At 58.4% G+C, this 20,950-nt stretch carries 17 protein-coding genes; 9 read left to right on the top strand and 8 right to left on the bottom strand.

The window, feature by feature from the left end:
* The coding region (locus ACIOMO_RS20265) for a superoxide dismutase (RefSeq protein WP_401243196.1) at positions 1 to 436 on the top strand (436 nt) is incomplete at its 5' end.
* A 68-nt stretch (positions 437 to 504) separates the two neighbouring features.
* Here the strand turns inward: ACIOMO_RS20265 and ACIOMO_RS20260 are convergent.
* Both ACIOMO_RS20260 and ACIOMO_RS20255 read right to left on the bottom strand, forming a co-directional pair.
* Positions 505 to 1,299 carry a hypothetical protein gene (locus ACIOMO_RS20260; protein ID WP_282358266.1) on the bottom strand — a complete coding sequence of 265 codons (795 nt, stop codon included), beginning with the start codon at positions 1,297 to 1,299 and terminating at the stop codon, positions 505 to 507.
* A gap of 109 nt (positions 1,300 to 1,408) precedes the next feature.
* Complete coding sequence (locus tag ACIOMO_RS20255; RefSeq protein ID WP_401243193.1) at positions 1,409 to 2,740, bottom strand: hypothetical protein; 1,332 nt, start codon at positions 2,738 to 2,740, stop codon at positions 1,409 to 1,411.
* A 491-nt stretch (positions 2,741 to 3,231) separates the two neighbouring features.
* Between ACIOMO_RS20255 and ACIOMO_RS20250 the strand changes: the two genes are divergently transcribed.
* From ACIOMO_RS20250 to ACIOMO_RS20220, 7 genes are all read left to right on the top strand, one after another.
* Positions 3,232 to 5,283: a bifunctional diguanylate cyclase/phosphodiesterase gene (locus ACIOMO_RS20250; protein WP_053123358.1), complete on the top strand. Its 2,052-nt coding sequence runs from the start codon at positions 3,232 to 3,234 to the stop codon at positions 5,281 to 5,283.
* 212 nt (positions 5,284 to 5,495) lie between these two features.
* On the top strand, positions 5,496 to 6,842 hold the full coding sequence (locus ACIOMO_RS20245; protein ID WP_401243190.1) for an imelysin family protein: 1,347 nt from the start codon (positions 5,496 to 5,498) through the stop codon (positions 6,840 to 6,842).
* 262 nt (positions 6,843 to 7,104) lie between these two features.
* Entirely contained in the window at positions 7,105 to 8,532 is a 1,428-nt protein-coding gene (locus tag ACIOMO_RS20240) for a di-heme oxidoredictase family protein (RefSeq protein WP_401243187.1), read from the top strand.
* 27 nt (positions 8,533 to 8,559) lie between these two features.
* Positions 8,560 to 9,624 carry an imelysin family protein gene (locus ACIOMO_RS20235; RefSeq protein ID WP_053123364.1) on the top strand — a complete coding sequence of 355 codons (1,065 nt, stop codon included), beginning with the start codon at positions 8,560 to 8,562 and terminating at the stop codon, positions 9,622 to 9,624.
* A gap of 14 nt (positions 9,625 to 9,638) precedes the next feature.
* Positions 9,639 to 10,739: a DUF1513 domain-containing protein gene (locus ACIOMO_RS20230; protein WP_401243183.1), complete on the top strand. Its 1,101-nt coding sequence runs from the start codon at positions 9,639 to 9,641 to the stop codon at positions 10,737 to 10,739.
* 168 nt (positions 10,740 to 10,907) lie between these two features.
* Positions 10,908 to 12,056 carry an efflux RND transporter periplasmic adaptor subunit gene (locus tag ACIOMO_RS20225; RefSeq protein WP_159812575.1) on the top strand — a complete coding sequence of 383 codons (1,149 nt, stop codon included), beginning with the start codon at positions 10,908 to 10,910 and terminating at the stop codon, positions 12,054 to 12,056.
* Between the two features lie 13 nt (positions 12,057 to 12,069).
* On the top strand, positions 12,070 to 15,096 hold the full coding sequence (locus ACIOMO_RS20220) for a multidrug efflux RND transporter permease subunit (protein WP_401243179.1): 3,027 nt from the start codon (positions 12,070 to 12,072) through the stop codon (positions 15,094 to 15,096).
* A 136-nt stretch (positions 15,097 to 15,232) separates the two neighbouring features.
* On the opposite strand, the gene ACIOMO_RS20215 is transcribed toward ACIOMO_RS20220, so the two are convergent.
* The 5 genes from ACIOMO_RS20215 to ACIOMO_RS20195 form a co-directional block, all read right to left on the bottom strand.
* Positions 15,233 to 15,460 carry a hypothetical protein gene (locus ACIOMO_RS20215; RefSeq protein ID WP_053123372.1) on the bottom strand — a complete coding sequence of 76 codons (228 nt, stop codon included), beginning with the start codon at positions 15,458 to 15,460 and terminating at the stop codon, positions 15,233 to 15,235.
* A 2-nt stretch (positions 15,461 to 15,462) separates the two neighbouring features.
* Complete coding sequence (locus ACIOMO_RS20210) at positions 15,463 to 16,176, bottom strand: lipopolysaccharide kinase InaA family protein (protein WP_401243176.1); 714 nt, start codon at positions 16,174 to 16,176, stop codon at positions 15,463 to 15,465.
* A 4-nt stretch (positions 16,177 to 16,180) separates the two neighbouring features.
* Positions 16,181 to 16,849 carry a class I SAM-dependent methyltransferase gene (locus ACIOMO_RS20205; RefSeq protein WP_053123376.1) on the bottom strand — a complete coding sequence of 223 codons (669 nt, stop codon included), beginning with the start codon at positions 16,847 to 16,849 and terminating at the stop codon, positions 16,181 to 16,183.
* Between the two features lie 161 nt (positions 16,850 to 17,010).
* Positions 17,011 to 18,285 (bottom strand): HAMP domain-containing sensor histidine kinase, encoded by a 1,275-nt coding sequence (locus ACIOMO_RS20200; RefSeq protein ID WP_053123377.1) that lies wholly within the window; start codon positions 18,283 to 18,285, stop codon positions 17,011 to 17,013.
* A complete protein-coding gene (locus tag ACIOMO_RS20195) occupies positions 18,285 to 18,956 on the bottom strand; it encodes a response regulator transcription factor (RefSeq protein ID WP_053123379.1) in 672 nt (223 codons plus the stop codon). The genes ACIOMO_RS20200 and ACIOMO_RS20195 overlap by 1 nt, the downstream gene beginning before the upstream one ends.
* Positions 18,957 to 19,177: 221 nt before the next feature.
* On the opposite strand from ACIOMO_RS20195, the gene ACIOMO_RS20190 reads away from it, so the two are divergent.
* Positions 19,178 to 19,921, top strand: a complete 744-nt coding sequence (locus ACIOMO_RS20190) for a phosphatase PAP2 family protein (RefSeq protein ID WP_401243171.1) — start codon at positions 19,178 to 19,180, stop codon at positions 19,919 to 19,921.
* A 165-nt stretch (positions 19,922 to 20,086) separates the two neighbouring features.
* Here ACIOMO_RS20190 and groEL read toward each other — a convergent pair.
* Positions 20,087 to 20,950 (bottom strand): chaperonin GroEL (gene groEL, locus ACIOMO_RS20185; RefSeq protein ID WP_401243168.1); only part of this gene is annotated, 864 nt, incomplete at its 5' end.

The following is a 20,950-nucleotide window of genomic DNA, read 5'->3' as shown; positions in this document are numbered from 1 at the left end:
AGAAATCGTCAAGACTTCCTCGGGCGGTATCTTCAACAACGCCGCTCAGGTCTGGAACCACACTTTCTACTGGAACTGCCTGGCACCAAACGCCGGCGGTCAACCAACCGGCGCGCTGGCTGAAGCCATCAACGCAGCCTTCGGTTCGTTCGACAAGTTCAAAGAAGAGTTCAGCAAAACCTCGATCGGCACCTTCGGTTCCGGCTGGGGCTGGCTGGTGAAAAAGGCTGACGGTTCCCTGGCTCTGGCCAGCACCATCGGCGCCGGCAACCCGCTGACCAGCGGCGACACCCCGCTGCTGACCTGCGACGTCTGGGAACACGCTTACTACATCGACTACCGCAACGTTCGTCCTAAGTACGTCGAAGCGTTCTGGAACTTGGTCAACTGGAAGTTCGTTGCTGAGCAGTTCGAAGGCAAAACCTTCACCGCTTAAGCTGCGCGCCAGTCAAAAAACCCGGCTTCGGCCGGGTTTTTTTATGCCTGTGATTTGCGGCAGCAGTATCAGGCAAATACTCCAAAAGTTTTCCCACCGAGGTGGATGACCAAAAATCCAAGAAAAGAATAAGCAATTATTTGCGCAGGAATAACAACCAGGCGTCGTAGATGCGAGGGGAAAGCAGCGATCTCATCCATCGCATAGGGATCACTTTTTGACAAAAAATCATCGTCGATTAAAAGCATCTGTGAGATGTGAGACAAACGACAGTAGCGACCGTAGACGCCGTTTCCCAACACTCGTTGATTGCGAGCGACGAAGTACGATGTTTTCAGGAGAGACTCAAGCTGCGCCAGTCTGAAAAAGCTGATCCATACTTTTGCAAATACAGCGATCAGGCCCAAGGAAAAACAGGCAATTAACCCGGCAACACCGATTAATTGCAGATCACTCGCTGGTCTGGAAAGAGTCACGCATATCCAACCAGTACTCAACCAAAGCAAGAGTAACCCGCCACCGATCACACTCAGCTGGAAGAGGTAGTCTGGAATTCTCACCCACTTTTTCAGATGCTCCGGGATAATTTCTGCTTCCATGACTGCATGCGGATCCAGCATTTGAAAATGGGTCAAACGGCCCGTCAATGTCCCTATTTCTCTGACTCTTCTCATTCGCCCAAATGGGCCGTTTCCAAATATTCTGCTATTAATGCCCACAATGTGGGAGGCAATGAAATGGTCTTCCATCTGATCCAGCCGGAAATAGGCGGCGAACAACACGAATGCCCCGCTGAGGAAGAAAAGCAGAAGTACCACGGCCCATGAATAGAGATAGACGAGATCAAAATGTGGGGCGATCACGATGGATCCTTAACGTTGATTCCCAACATCCAGGACCCTTTAGCAAGAAGTACCTGGCTCAATTTAAGAGGTGAAGTGGTGGGCAAGCTTAAAATTCGGTAGAAGGTCATTATTCGTTCATCTCGTATAGTTTTTCGCCAAGAAGTTCCCCTGTCTGGCTACCCCCATCTCCTATTTGCGCTGCGAGCATGCCACTTACAATCAACATGCAAGCGACTCCTCCTGCTCCGGCGGTTCCTACGCCTATCGCGACACATGTCATCGGAGCAATGGTTGTCGCTAACTTGCCCGCTAGTATTCCGCCTAGAACGTTTCCAGACAGCTTCGCTCCCTCTATGAATCTCGCCCTGCGACATTCCTCTTCGCGCCCGCTTCGGCACGCTTCGTGAATTTTCATCGCCGCAGATCCAGCTCCCAGACCAATTGCTACATAACCACCGGCTTTCATGTATTTCGATGCACGCGCCACGCCTTCAATATGTGTCGCATACCCCGGCAGTTGAGTTGGTGCTCCAGCTTTGTTCCAGTTGTGCACGATTCTTTGCGTGGACAACCCTAGTGCGCGTTTAAGCTTCGGGTGATTCGGAATGCCTGTTGTCTTTCGAACCAACGTCCCCAAACCGACATCAAGCTTCTTCATCAGCCTTTTGCGTTGCGCAAAAAAACCCACGGAATGGAGATTGCCATACTGGCGGTATTGCTCGATGTGTAAGCGCTCCAGTTCTTTAAGCGTGTTATTGAGCGTTTCCATGTGCTGCCCCACCATGAACGATGCAACGCCCAATGCTCCGGAAGAAACACCCAAAAACGGCTCAATCACCTGATGATGCTCAACCATGAAAGAAGCTTCTTCATCCGTCAGATCCTTCAGCGCTTCATTCACCTTCTCCGCTGCCGCCATCATCTGCGCCTCTTCGCGTCGGCACATGTAGTTGCGCGAGTCACTGAAGATGACCATTTGCCCCGGTTTGACCTGTTCACTTAAATGACGGTTTAGCGAACGGAACTCGCGGCGCAATGCATCGCCAGGCGTCGTTTCATACAGCGCTCGCTCCAGCGCTTCGCGGCTCATGGGCTTCTGGACAATGTGAAAGCCCGACTCAGCCGGTGGCGGCAAGGTGTAGGCGTGGTCTTCCACCAGATGCTCGGCGGGTGGTGGTTCTGATTTGGGTTTGAAGGCGTTCCAGGAAGCACCGCTGTTATTCGCGACAACACGTGGTTTCACCACAACCCACTCACCATTACTGATGGCTTCGCCGAGTTTTCTCTGGTTGGCGCCTTGCAGGTAATTGGAATGATTGAGATTCATTGCATTGAGCAGATTGTCGAAGCCCGGCAATTCATCTGGGCGGTTGAGTGCCTCTCGAAAGATGTCCATGGCTTGATGGGTGTCGAGTACCTGCTGGCCGTGGAGTTCGCGTTGAGGGATAAGTCTGGTCACGTCCGTGCACTGTTCTGCAAAACAGCGGACTTTGACGAGCGAACTCAAGCACGGATGCAGGCCGATTCCGCATTGTGCGTAGGGAAATTCCGACTTTTCTTTGGCGGGAGAGACTCGCTGAACTGTGGGGAAATCGAGCCCTTGATGACCGCGACTCATTGGCCGGATGGTATTTCAGATCAAAAGATCGCAGCCTTCGGCAGCTCCTACGTGAAAATGGCGTTTCTCCCACAGAAAATGCAGCCTCACGCCGCTTGCTGCCGTGGCGCAGAGGGCTAACATCAATCAAAGGAAAAATTGTCAGACAGCGCTCAAGTTGAGGGCCAATACAACCGACACAGTACTAATCGGGCGAAGACGCCACAGAGCAGCATTTCGGCCATCGCCACGGGTAATTCATTCGGGGCCCGATTGTCCCTTTGACTGCCAACACGGGATTGCCAATACTCATGGCAACTTGACGCTACCCGCACGGATTAAGGAATAACCCTTTGAAGCTGGAACTCAAGAACAGCTTGTCGGTGAAGTTGCTCCGGGTCGTGCTCCTGTCGGCATTGATCGTCGGCGTGGTCTTGAGCTGCGCGCAGATCGTTTTCGATGCCTATAAAACACGTCAAGCGGTTGCCGGCGACGCCGAACGCATCCTCGACATGTTCCGCGACCCCTCGACCCAGGCGGTTTACAGCCTCGATCGGGAAATGGGCATGCAGGTGATCGAAGGCCTGTTCCAGGACGACGCCGTGCGCCAAGCCTCCATCGGTCATCCCAACGAAGCCATGCTCGCGCAGAAATCCCGCGACTTGCAGCATTCCAACAGCCGTTGGCTGACCGACCTGATCCTCGGTCAGGAGCGCACCTTCACCACGCAACTGGTGGGGCGCGGGCCCTATAGCGAGTATTACGGCGACTTGAGCATCACCCTCGACACCGCCACCTATGGCGAAGGTTTTATCGTCAGTTCGGTGATCATTTTCATCTCCGGCGTGTTGCGCGCACTGGCCATGGGTCTGGTGCTGTATCTGGTCTATCACTGGCTGCTGACCAAACCGCTCTCGCGGATCATCGAGCACCTCACCGAGATCAACCCCGATCGCCCCAGCGAACACAAGATTCCGCAACTCAAGGGCCACGAGAAAAACGAGCTGGGCCTCTGGATCAACACCGCTAACCAGTTACTGGAATCGATCGAACGTAATACTCACCTGCGCCACGAAGCGGAAAACAGCCTGCTGCGCATGGCCCAGTACGACTTCCTCACGGGTTTGCCGAACCGTCAGCAATTGCAGCAGCAACTGGACAAAATCCTGGTCGACGCCGGCAAGCTGCAACGCCGCGTTGCGGTGCTGTGTGTAGGACTGGACGATTTCAAAGGCATCAACGAACAATTCAGCTACCAGACCGGCGACCAACTGCTGCTGGCGCTGGCCGATCGCTTGCGCGCGCATAGCGGTCGCCTCGGCGCCCTCGCCCGTCTGGGTGGCGACCAGTTCGCGCTGGTGCAGGCCGATATCGAACAACCCTACGAAGCGGCGGAACTGGCGCAAAGTATCCTTGATGACCTCGAGGCGGCGTTCGCCCTCGACCATCAGGAAATCCGTCTGCGCGCGACCATCGGCATCACGCTGTTTCCGGAGGATGGCGACAGCACCGAAAAGCTGTTGCAGAAAGCCGAGCAGACCATGACCCTGGCCAAAACCCGCTCGCGCAACCGTTATCAGTTCTACATCGCCAGCGTCGACAGCGAGATGCGCCGTCGCCGCGAGCTGGAAAAAGACCTGCGCGATGCCTTGCTGCGCGATCAGTTCTACCTCGTTTATCAGCCGCAGATCAGCTATCGCGACCACCGCGTGGTCGGCGTCGAGGCGCTGATTCGCTGGCAGCATCCAGAACACGGTCTGGTGCCGCCGGATCTGTTTATTCCACTGGCGGAACAGAACGGCACGATCATCGCGATTGGCGAGTGGGTACTGGATCAGGCCTGCAAGCAATTGCGCGACTGGCACGATCAGGGTTTCGCCGACTTGCGCATGGCGGTGAACCTGTCCACCGTGCAATTGCACCACGCCGAGTTGCCGCGCGTGGTCAACAACCTGCTGCAGATGTACCGCTTGCCTCCGCGCAGTCTGGAACTGGAAGTCACCGAAACCGGCCTGATGGAAGACATCAGCACTGCTGCGCAACACTTGCTGAGCCTGCGCCGTTCCGGTGCGCTGATCGCCATCGACGACTTCGGCACCGGTTATTCATCGCTGAGTTATCTGAAAAGTCTGCCGCTGGACAAGATCAAGATCGACAAGAGCTTCGTCCAGGATCTGCTCGATGACGACGACGATGCGACCATCGTTCGCGCGATCATTCAATTGGGCAAAAGCCTTGGCATGCAGGTGATTGCCGAGGGCGTGGAAACCGCTGAACAGGAAAGCTACATCATTTCCGAAGGTTGCCACGAAGGTCAGGGTTACTTCTACAGCAAGCCGCTGCCGGCGCGTGAGTTGAGCGTTTACCTCAAACAGGCGCAGCGCAGTAACGCGGCCATTCTATAAAGCAAAAGATCGCAGCCTGCGGCAGCTCCTACATGAATCGCATTCCCCTGTAGGAGCTGTCGAGTGAAACGAGGCTGCGATCTTTTGATCTACGTAAATAAGAAATATTTCCAGCCACAACCCTTTACACATAATGCGAAAGATTTGCATTATGTCGCAGTTTTGCGCACCCCCGCGCCTGTCCCATAAACCACCGAAGCAGGATGTTCGCCATGATTCGTATGCCTCTGGCTACCGCCAGTCTGCTGGCCATCGCTATTTCCCTCGCCGGTTGCGGCGAAGGTAAAGACAAGGCCGCCGCACCGGCCACGCCGACTCCAGCCGCCAGCACCACCGCACCTGCGGCTGCTCCTGCCGCTGCCGGTAAAGTCGACGAAGCCGCCGCCAAGGCTGTGGTCGCGCACTACGCCGACATGGTCTTCGCCGTTTACAGCGATGCCGAATCTACCGCGAAAACCCTGCAAACCGCCGTCGACGCTTTCCTCGCCAAGCCGAACGCCGACACGCTGAAAGCTGCTCGCGAAGCCTGGATCGCTGCTCGCGTTCCTTACCTGCAGAGCGAAGTGTTCCGCTTCGGCAACACCATCATTGACGATTGGGAAGGTCAGGTTAACGCCTGGCCACTGGACGAGGGTCTGATCGACTACGTCGACAAATCCTACGAGCACGCACTGGGTAACCCGGGCGCGACCGCCAACATCATCGCCAACACTGAAATCCAGGTCGGCGAAGACAAGGTCGATGTCAAAGAGATCACCCCGGAAAAACTCGCCAGCCTCAATGAGCTGGGCGGTTCCGAAGCCAACGTTGCCACCGGCTACCACGCCATCGAATTCCTGCTGTGGGGCCAGGACTTGAACGGCACCGGCCCTGGCGCTGGCAACCGTCCGGCTTCCGACTACCTCGAAGGCGCCGGCGCCACTGGCGGTCATAACGATCGTCGTCGCGCTTACCTGAAAGCCGTGACCCAACTGCTGGTCAGCGATCTGGAAGAAATGGTCGGTAATTGGAAGCCGAACGTGGCTGACAACTACCGCGCCACGCTGGAAGCCGAGCCAGGCGAAAGCGGCCTGCGCAAAATGTTGTTCGGCATGGGCAGCCTGTCGCTGGGTGAACTGGCGGGCGAGCGCATGAAGGTTTCCCTGGAAGCCAACTCGCCGGAAGACGAACACGACTGCTTCAGCGATAACACGCACAACTCGCAGTTCTACGATGCCAAGGGCATTCGTAACGTTTACCTGGGCGAATACACCCGCGTTGACGGCACCAAGATGACCGGCGCCAGCCTGTCGTCGCTGGTGGTCAAAGCCGACCCGGCTGCCGACACCGCGCTGAAAGCCGACCTGGCTGCCACCGAAGCGAAGATGCAGGTCATCGTTGATCACGCCAACAAGGGTGAGCACTACGACCAGTTGATCGCGGCCGGTAACACCGCTGGCAACCAGATCGTTCGCGACGCCATCGCCTCCTTGGTCAAACAGACCGGTTCGATCGAAGCCGCTGCCGGCAAACTGGGCATCAGCGACCTGAACCCGGACAATGCTGATCACGAGTTCTGATCACAGCGTCCGCATCAAAAAAAGGCGACCTTCGGGTCGCCTTTTTCATCCCTGATGTTCACAGTCCCATGTAGGAGCTGCCGAAGGCTGCGATCTTTTGATCTGTCTTTTTAAAAGCAAGGTCAAAAGATCGCAGCCTTCGGCAGCTCTTACAGGGGTTTTGCATTTGCGCTGAATCAAGCAAACGATAATTCCTCTTATTCAAACCCCCTCGCCCTGTTAGACTTTGCGCCTTTATTTTCGCTCGTCCGCAGGATGTCTGATGCCCTCGCTGCCTCTTCGCTTGTTCGCACTGTTCATGGCCTTGGGCCTGAGTGCCTGCGATGACGCCCCGCGTTTCACCAAGGCTGAGCCCGGTGAAGCGCGATCCGGCGGGGCGGCGACTGTGCGCAAGACCGATCAGAACGCGTTTTCCCTGCCGTCGGCCAATCTGCCGCCGTCGCGCCGCGTCGATTTCAGCGTCGGCAACAGTTTTTTCCGCAATCCGTGGGTGATCGCCCCGGCGACCACCACCGCCCGCGATGGCCTCGGCCCGCTGTTCAACACCAACGCCTGCCAGAACTGCCACATCAAGGACGGTCGCGGACATCCGCCGATGCCCGGTGCGTCGAATGCCGTGTCGATGCTGGTGCGCCTGTCGATTCCTGACGCGCCGGCCTACGCCAAACTCATCGAGCAGGTCGGCATCGTGCCGGAGCCGGTGTATGGCGGGCAGTTTCAGGACATGGCGATCCCCGGCGTCACCCCGGAAGGCAAGGTGCGTGTCGATTACACGCCAGTGCCGGTACGCTTCAAGGACGGCACCGAAGTCGAACTGCGCAAACCGCTGTTGCAGATCACTCAACTCGGCTACGGCCCGATGCACCCGGACACGCGTTTTTCCGCACGCGTCGCCCCACCGATGATCGGCCTCGGCTTGCTCGAAGCGATCCCCGAAGAAGCGATCCTCGCCAACGCCGTCGCACAAGCCAAAGCAAAAAACGGCATCAATGGCCGGCCAAACCAGGTCTGGGATGACGAACTGCAAAAAACCGTCATGGGCCGATTTGGCTGGAAAGCCGGACAACCGAACCTCAATCAACAGAATGTTCACGCGTTTTCAGGTGATATGGGCCTGACGACCAGCCTGAGACCGTTCGATGATTGCACCGACGCGCAAACCGCCTGCAAACAGGCGCCGAGCGGCAATGGCCCGGACGGCGAACCGGAAGTCAGCGACAACATTCTGCGTCTGGTGCTGTTCTACAGCCGCAACCTCGCGGTGCCTGCACGCCGTGGCGTTAACGATGCCGACGTCATCGCCGGCAAGAACCTGTTTTTCCAGGCCGGTTGCGACTCGTGCCACACGCCGAAATACACCACCGCCGCCAACGCCGCCGAACCTGAACTGGCCAATCAAGTGATTCGCCCGTACAGCGATCTGTTGCTGCATGACATGGGCGACGGTCTGGCCGACAACCGCACGGAATTCCAGGCCTCCGGCCGCGACTGGCGCACGCCGCCGTTGTGGGGGATTGGCCTGACGCAAGCGGTCAGCGGTCACACGCAGTTTTTGCATGACGGTCGCGCACGCAATCTGCTCGAAGCGGTGCTCTGGCACGGCGGCGAAGCGACGGCGGCGCAGCAACAGGTTTTATCTTTCAATGCCGAGCAGCGTGCTGCGCTGCTGGCGTTTTTGAACTCACTTTAAACACTGAAAAAGAATCGGGAGCCCGACATGTTCCGTCCCAAGCTACTGTTCACCAGCCTTGCCGCGCTCGCCCTCGGCGCCTGCTCGCCGCAGGATCCGCAAGCGGTCACCTCGGCGGCCATCGCCAAATCGGTGATCCTGCCGACCTACACCCGTTGGGTCGAAGCCGACAAGCAACTGGCGGTCAGCGCCCTCGCCTACTGCCAGGGCAAAGAAACCCTGGAGACCGCCCGCGCCGACTTCCTGCACGCGCAGAAAGCCTGGGCCGAGTTGCAACCGCTGCTGATCGGGCCGCTGGCTGAAGGCAACCGCGCCTGGCAAGTCCAGTTCTGGCCGGACAAGAAGAACCTGGTCGGTCGTCAGGTCGAGCAACTGGTCGTCGCTCAGCCACAAATCGATGCTGCCGCTTTGGCCAAATCAAGTGTGGTTGTTCAGGGTCTGTCGGCTTACGAGTACATCCTGTTCGACGCCAAACCTGATGTGGCCAACGACGAGCAGAAAGCCAAATACTGCCCACTGCTGATCGCCATCGGCGAGCGTCAGAAGCAACTGGCCGAAGAGATTTTGCAGAGCTGGAACAACACCGACGGTATGCTCGCGCAGATGTCCAAGTTCCCTAACCAGCGCTATGCCGACTCCCACGAAGCGATCGCCGATCTGCTGCGCGTACAAGTCACCGCGCTGGACACCCTGAAGAAAAAACTCGGCACGCCAATGGGCCGCCAGAGCAAAGGCGTGCCACAGCCGTTCCAGGCCGATGCATGGCGCAGCCAGTCTTCGTTGACCGCGCTGGAAGCCAGCCTCACCGCCGCGAAAACCGTGTGGGAAGGCGTCGACAACAAAGGCCTGCGTGGGCTGTTGCCGGCTGAGCAAAAGCCGTTGGCGGACAAGATCGATGCTGCCTACGCTGCCTCGCTGAAACTGTTCGACAGCACCCAGCGCTCGCTCGGCGAAATGCTCGAAGACGACGCCGGTCGTCAGCAACTCAACGACATCTACGACAGCCTCAACGTCGTCCATCGCCTGCACGAAGGCGAACTGGCCAAGGCGCTGGGCATCCAACTGGGCTTTAACGCCAACGACGGTGACTGATGAGGGCAAGTGCCATGCTGCGACGCCAGGCTCTGACTTTAGCTAGTACGCTGCTGGGAGCAGTGACACTGGGCGGCTGGACGCTGTTCAAACGCAAGGATCAGAGCCCGCTGCTGCTGTCGGCGCGCGACGATACCGACGGCAAGCACTACGCCGTCGGCTATCGGCTGGACGGCACGCGGGTGTTCGCCACTGAAGTCGGCCAGCGTTGCCACGACATCATCAATCACCCGACGCAGTCGATTGCGCTGTTCGTCGCGCGGCGTCCGGGTACCGAGAGTTACCTGATCGACCTGCGTGACGGTAAGTTGTTGCAGACGGTGACCTCGCAGCCGAACCGGCACTTCTACGGGCATGCCGTGGTGCACAAGGACGGCGAGTACCTGTACGCCACCGAAAACGACACGACCGATCCTGGCCGTGGTTTGCTCGGTGTGTACAAGTTCGAAGGCGAGCGACTGGTGCACAGCGGCGAGATTTCCACCCACGGCCTCGGCCCGCATCAAGTGTCGTGGATGCCTGACGGCGAGACGCTGGTGGTGGCCAACGGCGGGATTCGTACCGAAGCGGAAAGTCGCGTCGACATGAACCTCAGCGCCATGGAGCCGAGCCTGGTGCTGATGCAACGCGACGGTACGTTGCTGAGCAAGGAAACCCTCGCCCAGCAGATGAACAGCGTGCGCCATTTGGGCATTGCCAGTGACGGCACCATCGTTGCCGGTCAGCAATTCATGGGCGCGTCGCACGAGCGTTCGGAACTGCTGGCGATCAAGCGTCCGGGGCAGCCATTTGTGGCGTTCCCGGTGCCTGAGCATCAGTTGCAGTCGATGGGGCATTACACCGCCAGTGTTGCCGTGCACAGCGAGTTGCGTCTGGTCGCACTGACGGCACCGCGTGGCAATCGTTTCTTTATCTGGGATCTGGACAGCGGCGAAGTGCGCCTCGATGCACCATTGCCGGATTGCGCGGGTGTCGGTGCGGTGCAGGATGGATTCGTTGTGACGTCTGGTCAGGGCCGTTGCCGCTACTACGATTGCCGTCAGGATGAACTGCTGGCCAAGCCGCTGGAACTGCCGGCGGGGCTCTGGGACAACCATTTGCACCTGATGGCCTGAACCCACCGCAAAAGATCGCAGCCTTCGGCAGCTCCTACCTTGGAATGCATTCCCCTGTAGGAGCTGCCGAAGGCTGCGATCTTTTGCTGTGTCGGCAGTTGGATTCCCTGCCGCTCTCGGAGTAATGTTCGGGCCTGTCTCACCTGATTTATCCAAGGAAATGGAAATATGCTGCGTCGCCGCATGCTGATCATGTTGGGTGTTGTCTTGTTGATCGTCCTGGTCTTGGGCGGCTACAAAGCCTTTTCGATCTACACAATGATCCAGGGCTTCTCCAAACCGAAACCGCCGATCAGCGTTGCCGTGGCCACCGCCGCCGAGCGCCCGTGGCAGATGCGCTTGCCCACCGTCGGCACGCTCAAGGCGCTGCAAGGCGTCGAGCTGAGCCTGGAAGTCGCCGGCACCGTCACCGAACTCAAATTCGAATCCGGGCAAAAGGTCAAAGCCGGGCAACCGCTGCTGCAACTCGACAGCGCCGTCGAAACCGCCCTGCTGGAAACCGCCAAGGCTGATCTGGGCCTCGCGCAACTGGACTTCGGCCGTGGCGCGCAACTGGTCGACAGCCGCGCCATCTCCAAAGGCGAGTACGACCGCCTCTCCGCCGTGCTGCAAAAGAACAAAGCCACGGTCAATCAGCTCAACGCCTCGCTGGCGAAAAAACGCATCCTCGCGCCGTTCAGCGGCACCATCGGCATCCGTCAGGTCGACATCGGCGACTACCTCGCCAGCGGCACCAAGATCGCCACGTTGCAGGATTTGAGCAGCCTCTACGCCGACTTCTACCTGCCCGAACAATCGGTGCCGAAACTGGCGATCGGCCAACCGGTGCAAATCTCGGTCTCGGCTTATCCGGGGCAAAACTTCGCCGGCAAAATCAGCGCGATCAACCCGATCGTTGAAAGTACCACGCGCAACATTCTGATCCGCGCGACCCTGGCCAACCCGGACGGCAAATTATTGCCGGGCATGTTCACCAGCCTTGAGGTGTTGTTGCCCGATCCGCAAAAACACATCGTGGTGCCGGAAAGCGCGATCACCTACACCCTCTACGGCAACTCGATCTACGTGGTCGGGCAGAAGAAAGCCGAGGACGGCACCGTCGAAAAGGATGACAAGGGCCAACCAGTACTGATCGCCGAGCGGCGTTTCATCGAAACCGGTGAGCGCCGTGATGGCCTGGTGATGATCAACAAGGGCGTGCAGAGCGGCGAACAAGTGGTGACGGCTGGCCAGATCAAACTGGACAACGGTGCACGCATCGCCATCAGCGACGACAAGACCCTCGGCGAGCAGAACAGTCCGCCTCGCGCCGACTGATCAAGGAATCCCCATGGCTTTTACCGATCCGTTCATCCGCCGCCCGGTGCTCGCCACCGTGGTCAGCCTGTTGATTGTGTTGCTCGGCTTCCAGGCCTGGAGCAAGTTGCCGCTGCGCCAATACCCGCAAATGGAAAACGCCCTGATCACGGTGACCACAGCCTACCCCGGGGCCAACGCCGAAACCATTCAGGGCTACATCACCCAGCCGATGCAACAGAGCCTGGCCAGCGCCGAGGGCATCGATTACATGACCTCGGTCAGTCGGCAGAACTTCTCGGTGATCTCGATCTACGCGCGCATTGGCTCGAACACCGACCGCTTGTTCACCGAGTTGCTGGCCAAGGCCAACGAGGTGAAAAACAAGCTGCCGCAAGACGCCGAAGACCCGGTGCTGAGCAAGGAATCTGCCGACGCTTCGGCGCTGATGTACATCAGCTTTTTCAGCAAGGATTTGAGCAACCCGCAGATCACCGACTACCTGTCGCGGGTGATCCAGCCGAAACTGGCGACCCTGCCGGGCATGGCCGAAGCGGAGATTCTCGGCAATCAGGTGTTCGCCATGCGCCTGTGGCTCGACCCGGTGAAGCTCGCCGGGTTCGGCCTCAGCGCCGCCGACGTGACCAACGCCGTGCGCCAGTACAACTTCCTCTCCGCCGCCGGCGAAGTGAAAGGCGAGTACGTGGTCACCAGCATCAACGCCAACACCGAACTGAAGTCCGCCGAAGCGTTTTCCGCGATTCCGCTCAAAGTCAGTGGCGACAGCCGCGTGCTGCTCAGCGATGTCGCGCGGGTGGAAATGGGCGCGGAAAACTACGACTCAATCAGCTCGTTCGGTGGCACGCCGTCGGTGTATATCGGCATCAAAGCCACGCCGGGGGCCAACCCGCTGGATGTGATCAAGGAAGTGCGCAAGCTGATGCCGGAACTGGAAGCGCAACTTCCGCCAAACCTGAAAAGCGAGATCGCCTACGACGCCACGCTGTTTATTCAGGCCTCCATCGACGAAGTGGTGAAAACCCTGTTCGAAGCGGTGTTGATCGTCATTGTGGTGGTGTTCCTGTTCCTCGGCGCACTGCGTTCGGTGGTGATCCCGGTGGTGACCATTCCGCTGTCGATGATCGGCGTGATGTTTTTCATGCAGATGATGGGTTACTCGATCAACCTGTTGACGCTGCTGGCGATGGTGTTGGCGATTGGCCTGGTGGTCGACGATGCGATTGTCGTGGTGGAGAACATTCACCGGCACATCGAGGAAGGCAAAACGCCGTTCGACGCGGCCCTCGAAGGCGCCCGGGAGATCGCCATGCCGGTGGTGTCGATGACCATCACCCTGGCGGCGGTGTATGCGCCGATCGGTTTTCTCACCGGCCTCACTGGCGCGTTGTTCAAGGAGTTCGCGCTGACGCTGGCTGGGGCGGTGGTGATTTCGGGGGTCGTCGCCCTGACCCTGTCGCCGATGATGTGCGCCTATCTGCTGCGCCACGAACAAAACCCCAGCGGCCTCGCCCATCGTCTCGACCGCATCTTCGACGGCCTCAAGCGCCGCTACCAGCGCACGCTGCACGGCACGCTGAACACGCGGCCGGTGGTGCTGGTGTTTGCGGTGATCGTGCTGTGCCTGATTCCGGTGTTCCTCAAGTTCACCAAATCGGAGCTGGCGCCGGACGAAGACCAAGGCATCATTTTCATGATGGCCAACGCGCCGCAACCGACCAACCTCGATTACCTGAGCACTTACACCGACGAATTCATCAAGATCTTCAAGGAATTTCCGGAGTACTACTCTTCGTTCCAGATCAACGGCTACAACGGCGTGCAGGCGGGCATCGGCGGTTTCCTGCTGAAACCGTGGAACGAGCGCAGCCGCACGCAGATGGAAATTCTTCCCGAGGTGCAGGGCAAACTCGAAGGCATTCCGGGCCTGCAGATTTTCGGCTTCAACCTGCCCTCCTTGCCTGGCACCGGCGAAGGCTTGCCGTTTGAATTCGTGATCAATACGGCCAACGATTACGAGTTACTGCTGCAGGTGGCTGACCGGATCAAGAAACGCGCGATGGAGTCGGGCAAGTTCGCCTTCGTCGACCTTGATCTGGCGTTCGACAAACCGGAAGTGGTGGTCGACATCGACCGCGCCAAAGCCGCGCAGATGGGCGTGTCGATGCTCGATTTGGGCAGCACGCTGGCGACGCTGCTGGGCGAGGCGGAAATCAATCGCTTCACCATTGAAGGGCGCAGCTACAAGGTCATCGCGCAGGTTGAACGGCCGTATCGCGATAACCCGGACTGGCTGAACAACTATTACGTGAAGAACACCCAGGGCGAGCTGTTGCCGCTGTCGACATTGATCAAAGTCACCGATCGTGCGCGACCGCGACAACTCAACCAGTTCCAGCAACTCAACGCAGCGAAAATTTCCGGTTTCCCGCTGGTCAGCATGGGTGAAGCCATCGACACCGTGTTACAGATCGCCCGCGAAGAAGCGCCGGCCGGGTTTGCCTTTGACTATGGCGGCGCTTCGCGGCAGTTCGTGCAGGAAGGCAGCGCGTTGTGGGTGACGTTTGCCTTGGCGCTGGCGATCATTTTTCTGGTGTTGGCCGCGCAGTTCGAGAGTTTCCGCGATCCGCTGGTGATTCTGGTGACGGTGCCTTTGTCGATCTGCGGAGCTTTGATTCCGCTGTTCCTCGGCTGGTCGAGCATGAACATCTATACCCAGGTCGGGTTGGTGACGCTGATCGGTCTGATCAGTAAACACGGGATCTTGATCGTCGAATTCGCCAACCAGTTACGCAAGGACAAAGGCCTGACCGCGCGCGAGGCGGTGGAGGAAGCGGCGGCGATTCGTTTGCGCCCTGTGCTGATGACCACCGCGGCGATGGTGTTTGGCATGGTGCCGCTGATTCTGGCGACCGGTGCGGGCGCGGTCAGCCGGTTCGATATCGGCATGGTGATCGCGACGGGGATGTCGATCGGCACGCTGTTTACCTTGTTTGTATTGCCATGCATCTACACCCTGCTGGCAAAACCTGACAAAGCTTAAGATCAAAAGATCGCAGCCTTCGGCAGCTCCTACATTGGAATGCATCTTCTGTAGGAGCTGCCGAAGGCTGCGATCTTTTGATTCTCAAAAAAAAGGCCTCGCATCTGCGAGGCCTTTTATTTTGGCTTCAATCGGTTCAACTTTGCGGCCTCATTCCCTGTGCCATCCCGAACATGAACAGCAATAAATCATGGTCGGGTTTGGTCGCCACGGAGGCTTTCGCCACCCGTGGTATTGCGCAGTGCTCGCCCTCTACGGACGCACCGATGACCTGCATGCGTGGCTGCTCCCAGGCAGCCACCGCCAATGAAGCAACTGCCAAGGCGCCAACCAGAAACAAACCTCGTGCAATTTCGAGTTTCATCGCTATAAACCTTTGATAGCGCTGCCAAACGCCGTCTCGTAAAAGTAGACGAGTTTCTTCCAGTCAGCATCGCTGAACGACGAATGGCGGCGCATTTGTTTCATGTCATGGGAGGCGGCGCGATGGGCGGTCAAACGCTGACGGCACTTCTCCAGATCGATCAAGGCCACTTCAACCTTGGCCGAATCCCCTTCGCCGGTTACCCGTACAAAAACGTGTTTAATGTAGATGCAGCTGTGCTGCCAACGGCCCTTGTGCATGCGCGCCATGTTCTCGGCGAGGTCTTTGAGCACGCGCTCATACACCACTTCGCCGTACTGCGCACGACCACCGGCGGCTTCCCACTTTTCCAGCTCGTCAAAGCCGTCCAGGGATTTGGTCACCAGCAGCGCACGCCACTTGTATTGCGGATCCGGCTGGGCACCGCAGAACACGATCTCCGGCACACGCACGCCGAGCTTGCTGACGCCGGTCAGGGCATCCAGCTCACGCAATACGGTCGGACGGCCAAACGGGTGCAGCCAGCTACGATAAATGTGTCCGGTCTGGCGCTTGGCATACAGCAGTTGACCATCACGCCCCACGACTCGCTGAACACCACTTTGGCCACCACGGCGGACATTGGGTTCTTCTACCCATTCGCCTTGCTGGTTCCAGTAGTAGTCGAAACGATCCTGCGGAGCGACGTCCGTCTCTGCTGCAAATTGCACTGCCATCCTGCTACCTCTTGCGTAATACGTAGACCCGCCACATCGCATATAGCGGGATAAAATCCAATTGTTCCTGAATGCGGAAACCGGCGGCTTCGAATTCTTTCTCGACCGTAGCGGCCGGTAACACAAAACGGTTCTGGTAACCTTCCTGCCCACGTTTTGCCTCGGAGCGCTTGCGCTTCCAGGACTTGAAATTGCCATCCACCCACAGCGAAATAATCACGCTGTCACGGGTTACACGCTCGAATTCACGCAGGATCGCCATCCGATGCTCAGCTTCACCAATGTGGTGCAGCAAGCGCATGCAGAAAATGCTGTCGACGGCGTTGTCCGGTAAAGCGATGTCGAACGCGGAGGTGTGCAAGGGTTGTACCCGTTTCACCACATCGGCCGGTTGCGCCTGCATCGCGGTCTTGATCATTGATTCGGAGTTGTCCGCACCGATGATTACCCGATTCGACTTTTCCGCCAGCATCGGCCAGAAACGGCCTGCACCGCAGGGCAAATCCAGCACCAGCCCCGGCTCGCCGGCCAAAGTCAGCGCCTTGCGGGCCAACTGAACATCGCGCCAATGAGACAAACGGCGCCCCAGATTGGCTTGATGCTTGTGCAGATATTTCTGCGCATGGTTGTCGTCGTACTTTTCGGAAAAATCGAGCTTGATCGGGCCGGCCATCACCAGGACTCCTGAATTACTGATGCCCCCACCTTAGGGATGGGGGTGTCAGTGTCAGGTCATCCAATTGTGAAAATTTCGTTGGGTAAACCGCCAAACTATTTCAGAGTTATACAGGATTTAGACAGGTTAGCGGGAGTAGCGCGGGGCCACTACGGGCTTCAAAGTTTGCCAAGATCCACTTCGAAGCGGCAGCCATTGGGTTCCATCGTGCTCAAACTGACGCTCCAGCCCTCGTTCTCGCAGATGCGCTGCACCAGCGACAATCCGAGTCCCAGACCTTCGCCGCGTTTCTCGGCCCCGCGCACGAAAGGCTGAAACATCGCCTCGCGTTTTTCCTCCGGAATGCCCACGCCGGAGTCTTCGACGATAAAGCCGTTGCCGGTCAGCGTCAGGCGAATAAAACCTTTTTCGGTGTAGTGGCAGGCGTTGCGCAGCAGGTTGCCCATCACCGCCCCGAGCAAGGTCGCATTGAAACGGGTCTGCGTTGGTTGTCCTGCGGCGAAATCCAACCTCAAGCCCTTGGATTCAATCGGCTCACGCCACACACACAGTAACCCTTCAGCGACTTGCGAGAGGCTTTGCTGAGGCGCTGCACCCGCGTCTTCACGCTGAGCGCGGGCGAGCATCAGGAAGGTTTGCACCAGTTCGCGCATCTCTTCACTGGCGCGGGCGATGCGCTCGACCTGCGAACGGCCGCGTGCGTCGATCGCCGGGTTTTCCAGCAGAAGCTCACAGGAACTGGCCAGAACCATCAACGGCGTGCGCAGCTCATGGCTGACGTCGCTGGTAAACAGCCGCTCACGGGTCAGGGCCTGACGCAGGCGCCCCAGCGTGGCGTCAAATGCCACCGCCAGTTCCCCGACTTCGTCAGCGGCATAATCCGGCGCCAACGGTGGCGCCAGCCCAAGTAATTGGTCGCGATGGCGAACCTGGCGCGCCAGGCGCACCACCGGTGCCATTACCTTGCGCGCGAGCACCCAGCCGAGGAACACCGCCAGCGCCAGACTGAGCACAAAGCCCACCAGCACCACGGCGAACAGCACGCGCTCGCGCTCTTCGAAATCACTTTGATCCTGCAACAGCACATAACGCCGACCGTCGACGATCTCGACCATCGCGTGATACGACAGCTGCTCGCGGAACACTTCGTGGAAACCGGAATCAAGGTGACGCAGATCTTTAGGCAGTTCGAAATCGCCCGGCCCGCCGCTGAAGTAGAACAACTGATCCGGCTCAGGCCGATGGCTCCAGTCCGAAACGTTGTCCATCAACAGCAAGCGCTGCAAGTCGCCGCCCAGGCCCGCCGAAATCAGTTTCTCCTCGACAAGATGCACCGTGGCGACAATGCCCATGGCAAACGCGCCGGCCACCAGCGCACTCATCAATGCAAAAGCGATGATGATCCGTTGCGAAAGGCTCTGTCTAAACTCCATTACGCATCGGCCAGGCGGTAACCCACGCCGTGCACGGTATGCAGCAGTGGTTTGGCGAACGGTTTGTCGATCACTTGACGCAACTGGTGCACATGGCTGCGCAGGCTGTCGCTGTCCGGGCAGTCGTCGCCCCACAGCGCTTCTTCAAGCACTTCGCGACGCAATACGTGCGGGCTCTTCTGCATCAATACCGCGAGCAACTTGAGGCCTACCGGGTTGAGCTTGAGCAGTTTGCCTTCGCGGGTCACTTCCAGCGTGTCGAGGTCGTAATTCAGCTCGCCAACCTGCAACGCGCGGCGTCCGCCACCTTGCGCGCGGCGCATCACCGCTTCGACCCGCGCAGCCAGTTCGGACAAGGCGAACGGCTTGATCAGGTAATCGTCGGCTCCGGACTTGAAGCCCTGCAAACGGTCATCGAGTTGATCGCGGGCGGTGAGCATGATCACCGGAGTGTCGCGGCGCGCATCTTCACGCAGGCGCTTGCACAGGGTGTAGCCGTCGATGCCCGGCAACATGATGTCAAGAATAATCAGGTCGTAATGCTCGGTCGCGGCCAGATGCAGGCCCGACAGACCGTCCTGCGCGCAATCGACGGTATAGCCCTTGAGGCCTAGATAATCGGCCAGATTGGCGAGGATATCGCGGTTGTCTTCGACCACCAGAATTCGCATGGGCACCTCTTCCGTACACAGTAATGGCCGTCTTGGCCCGCGCAGCTTACGGCCAAGTGTGGCTGACGGCTAGGCGTGTGTTGGGTTGTTTTGCGAGAAAAACGTTCATTGTGGCCGCCAACGTTTTTTTCACTTTCGATTAACAAATCAGCGACGCCAGCGCGCGCAGACTCCCCGCGGTTGCGCTCCTCAGAACACACTTACCGACCAAGGAATTACCCATGGTGTCGACCTCTGCCCGCCCCGCTCCCCGGCCGCTGAATTTCTGGTGGTGCCTGGGAATACCCGCTGTTGCGGCGATCATTCTGGTACTGCTCGAACTGACCGATCTGGACATGTACCTGGCTCAACTGTTTTACGACCCGGTCGCGGGTGATTTCATCGGGCGACACAGTTACTTTCTCGAAGACATCCTGCATGACCGAGCCAAGGAGGTGGTGATTGCGTTTTCGGTGTTTGCGATCTTTGGTTTCATTGGCGCGTTTTTCATTGAGCGGCTGAAACCGTTCAAGCGTGAACTGGGCTGTCTGGTGCTGTCGTTGGGTCTGGCGACTTCGTTTGTCACGCCGGTCAAAGCCATGACGGCAGTGCAATGCCCGTGGAGCCTTGAACAGTTTGGTGGCCATGAGACTTATAGCAAGCTCATGGAACACCGTCCGCAGACCGACAAGCCGGGGCGTTGCTGGCCGGGTGGGCATGCGGCTACCGGGTTTACCTTGTTTGCGCTGTTTTTCGTGCTGCGTGATCGTCGTCCGCGTTTGGCCAAACAGGCGTTTATCTTTGCCTTTGCCTTGGGTTCGGTGTTCTCGATCAGCCGGATGATGCAGGGTGCGCACTTCTTCTCACACAACGTGTGGACAGCGATTTTCTGCTGGCTGATTTGTCTGGGGTCGTATTACTGGGTGCTGTATCGCCCGGCGGTGAGGGCTGAGGCAGTCGTCAAAACACAACCAATCAGTGCCTGAATGGAGATCAAAAGATCGCAGCCTTCGGCAGCTCCTACAGATGTTCGCGATCCCCTGTAGGAGCTGCCGAAGGCTGCGATCTTTTGCCTGTGATCTTTTGAAGGACAATAAAAAACCCCGCTGACTCGCGTCAGCGGGGTTTTTCGTTACGGGGGTAAGGCTGGCTTACATCATGCCGCCCATGCCACCCATGCCGCCCATGTCTGGCATGCCGCCGCCAGCTGCGCCGTCTTTCTTCGGCGCGTCAGCTACTGCAGCTTCGGTGGTCAGGATCAGACCGCCGATCGACGATGCAGCTTGCAGAGCGGAACGAGTCACCTTGGTCGGATCCAGGATGCCCATTTCGATCATGTCGCCGTATTCGCCAGTCGCAGCGTTGTAACCGAAGTTACCGGTGCCGTTCTTGACTTCGTTGACCACAACACTTGGCTCGTCGCCGCTGTTGGCAGCGATCTGACGCAGCGGTGCTTCAACAGCGCGGCGCAGAACAGCGATACCGACGTCCTGATCAGCGTTGTCGCCTTTCAGGTCGTTCAGGGTTTGCAGAGCGCGGATCAGCGCAACGCCACCGCCAGGTACCACGCCTTCTTCAACGGCTGCACGGGTTGCGTGCAGGGCGTCTTCAACGCGGGCTTTCTTCTCTTTCATTTCTACTTCGGAACCAGCGCCAACCTTGATCACTGCAACGCCGCCGGACAGCTTGGCCAGACGCTCTTGCAGTTTTTCACGGTCGTAGTCCGAGGAAGTTTCAGCAGCCTGGGCACGGATCTGAGTGATGCGCGCCTGGATGTCTGCTTCAACGCCAGCACCGTCAACGATGATGGTGTTTTCCTTGGAGATGCTGACCTTTTTAGCGCTACCCAGGTTTTCCAGGGTTGCTGCTTCCAGGCTCAGGCCGATTTCTTCAGAGATAACGGTACCGCCGGTCAGAACAGCGATGTCCTGCAGCATGGCCTTGCGACGGTCGCCGAAGCCTGGAGCCTTGACGGCTGCGACTTTAACGATGCCACGCATGTTGTTCACAACCAG

The organism is Pseudomonas sp. NPDC087804 (assembly GCF_044742965.1).
Lineage (GTDB): Bacteria > Pseudomonadota > Gammaproteobacteria > Pseudomonadales > Pseudomonadaceae > Aquipseudomonas > Aquipseudomonas rustica.
This window is presented reverse-complemented; position numbering and strand designations above follow the sequence as displayed.

Coding starts and splice junctions, on each gene's coding strand:
- ACIOMO_RS20210 (WP_401243176.1), bottom strand. CDS start 16,176: ATGGCAGTGCAATTTGCAGCAGAGACGGACGTCGCTCCGCAGGATCGT.
- ACIOMO_RS20190 (WP_401243171.1), top strand. CDS start 19,178: ATGGTGTCGACCTCTGCCCGCCCCGCTCCCCGGCCGCTGAATTTCTGG.
- ACIOMO_RS20230 (WP_401243183.1), top strand. CDS start 9,639: ATGCTGCGACGCCAGGCTCTGACTTTAGCTAGTACGCTGCTGGGAGCA.
- ACIOMO_RS20205 (WP_053123376.1), bottom strand. CDS start 16,849: ATGGCCGGCCCGATCAAGCTCGATTTTTCCGAAAAGTACGACGACAAC.
- ACIOMO_RS20225 (WP_159812575.1), top strand. CDS start 10,908: ATGCTGCGTCGCCGCATGCTGATCATGTTGGGTGTTGTCTTGTTGATC.
- ACIOMO_RS20240 (WP_401243187.1), top strand. CDS start 7,105: ATGCCCTCGCTGCCTCTTCGCTTGTTCGCACTGTTCATGGCCTTGGGC.
- ACIOMO_RS20235 (WP_053123364.1), top strand. CDS start 8,560: ATGTTCCGTCCCAAGCTACTGTTCACCAGCCTTGCCGCGCTCGCCCTC.
- ACIOMO_RS20220 (WP_401243179.1), top strand. CDS start 12,070: ATGGCTTTTACCGATCCGTTCATCCGCCGCCCGGTGCTCGCCACCGTG.
- ACIOMO_RS20215 (WP_053123372.1), bottom strand. CDS start 15,460: ATGAAACTCGAAATTGCACGAGGTTTGTTTCTGGTTGGCGCCTTGGCA.
- ACIOMO_RS20200 (WP_053123377.1), bottom strand. CDS start 18,285: ATGGAGTTTAGACAGAGCCTTTCGCAACGGATCATCATCGCTTTTGCA.
- ACIOMO_RS20245 (WP_401243190.1), top strand. CDS start 5,496: ATGATTCGTATGCCTCTGGCTACCGCCAGTCTGCTGGCCATCGCTATT.
- ACIOMO_RS20195 (WP_053123379.1), bottom strand. CDS start 18,956: ATGCGAATTCTGGTGGTCGAAGACAACCGCGATATCCTCGCCAATCTG.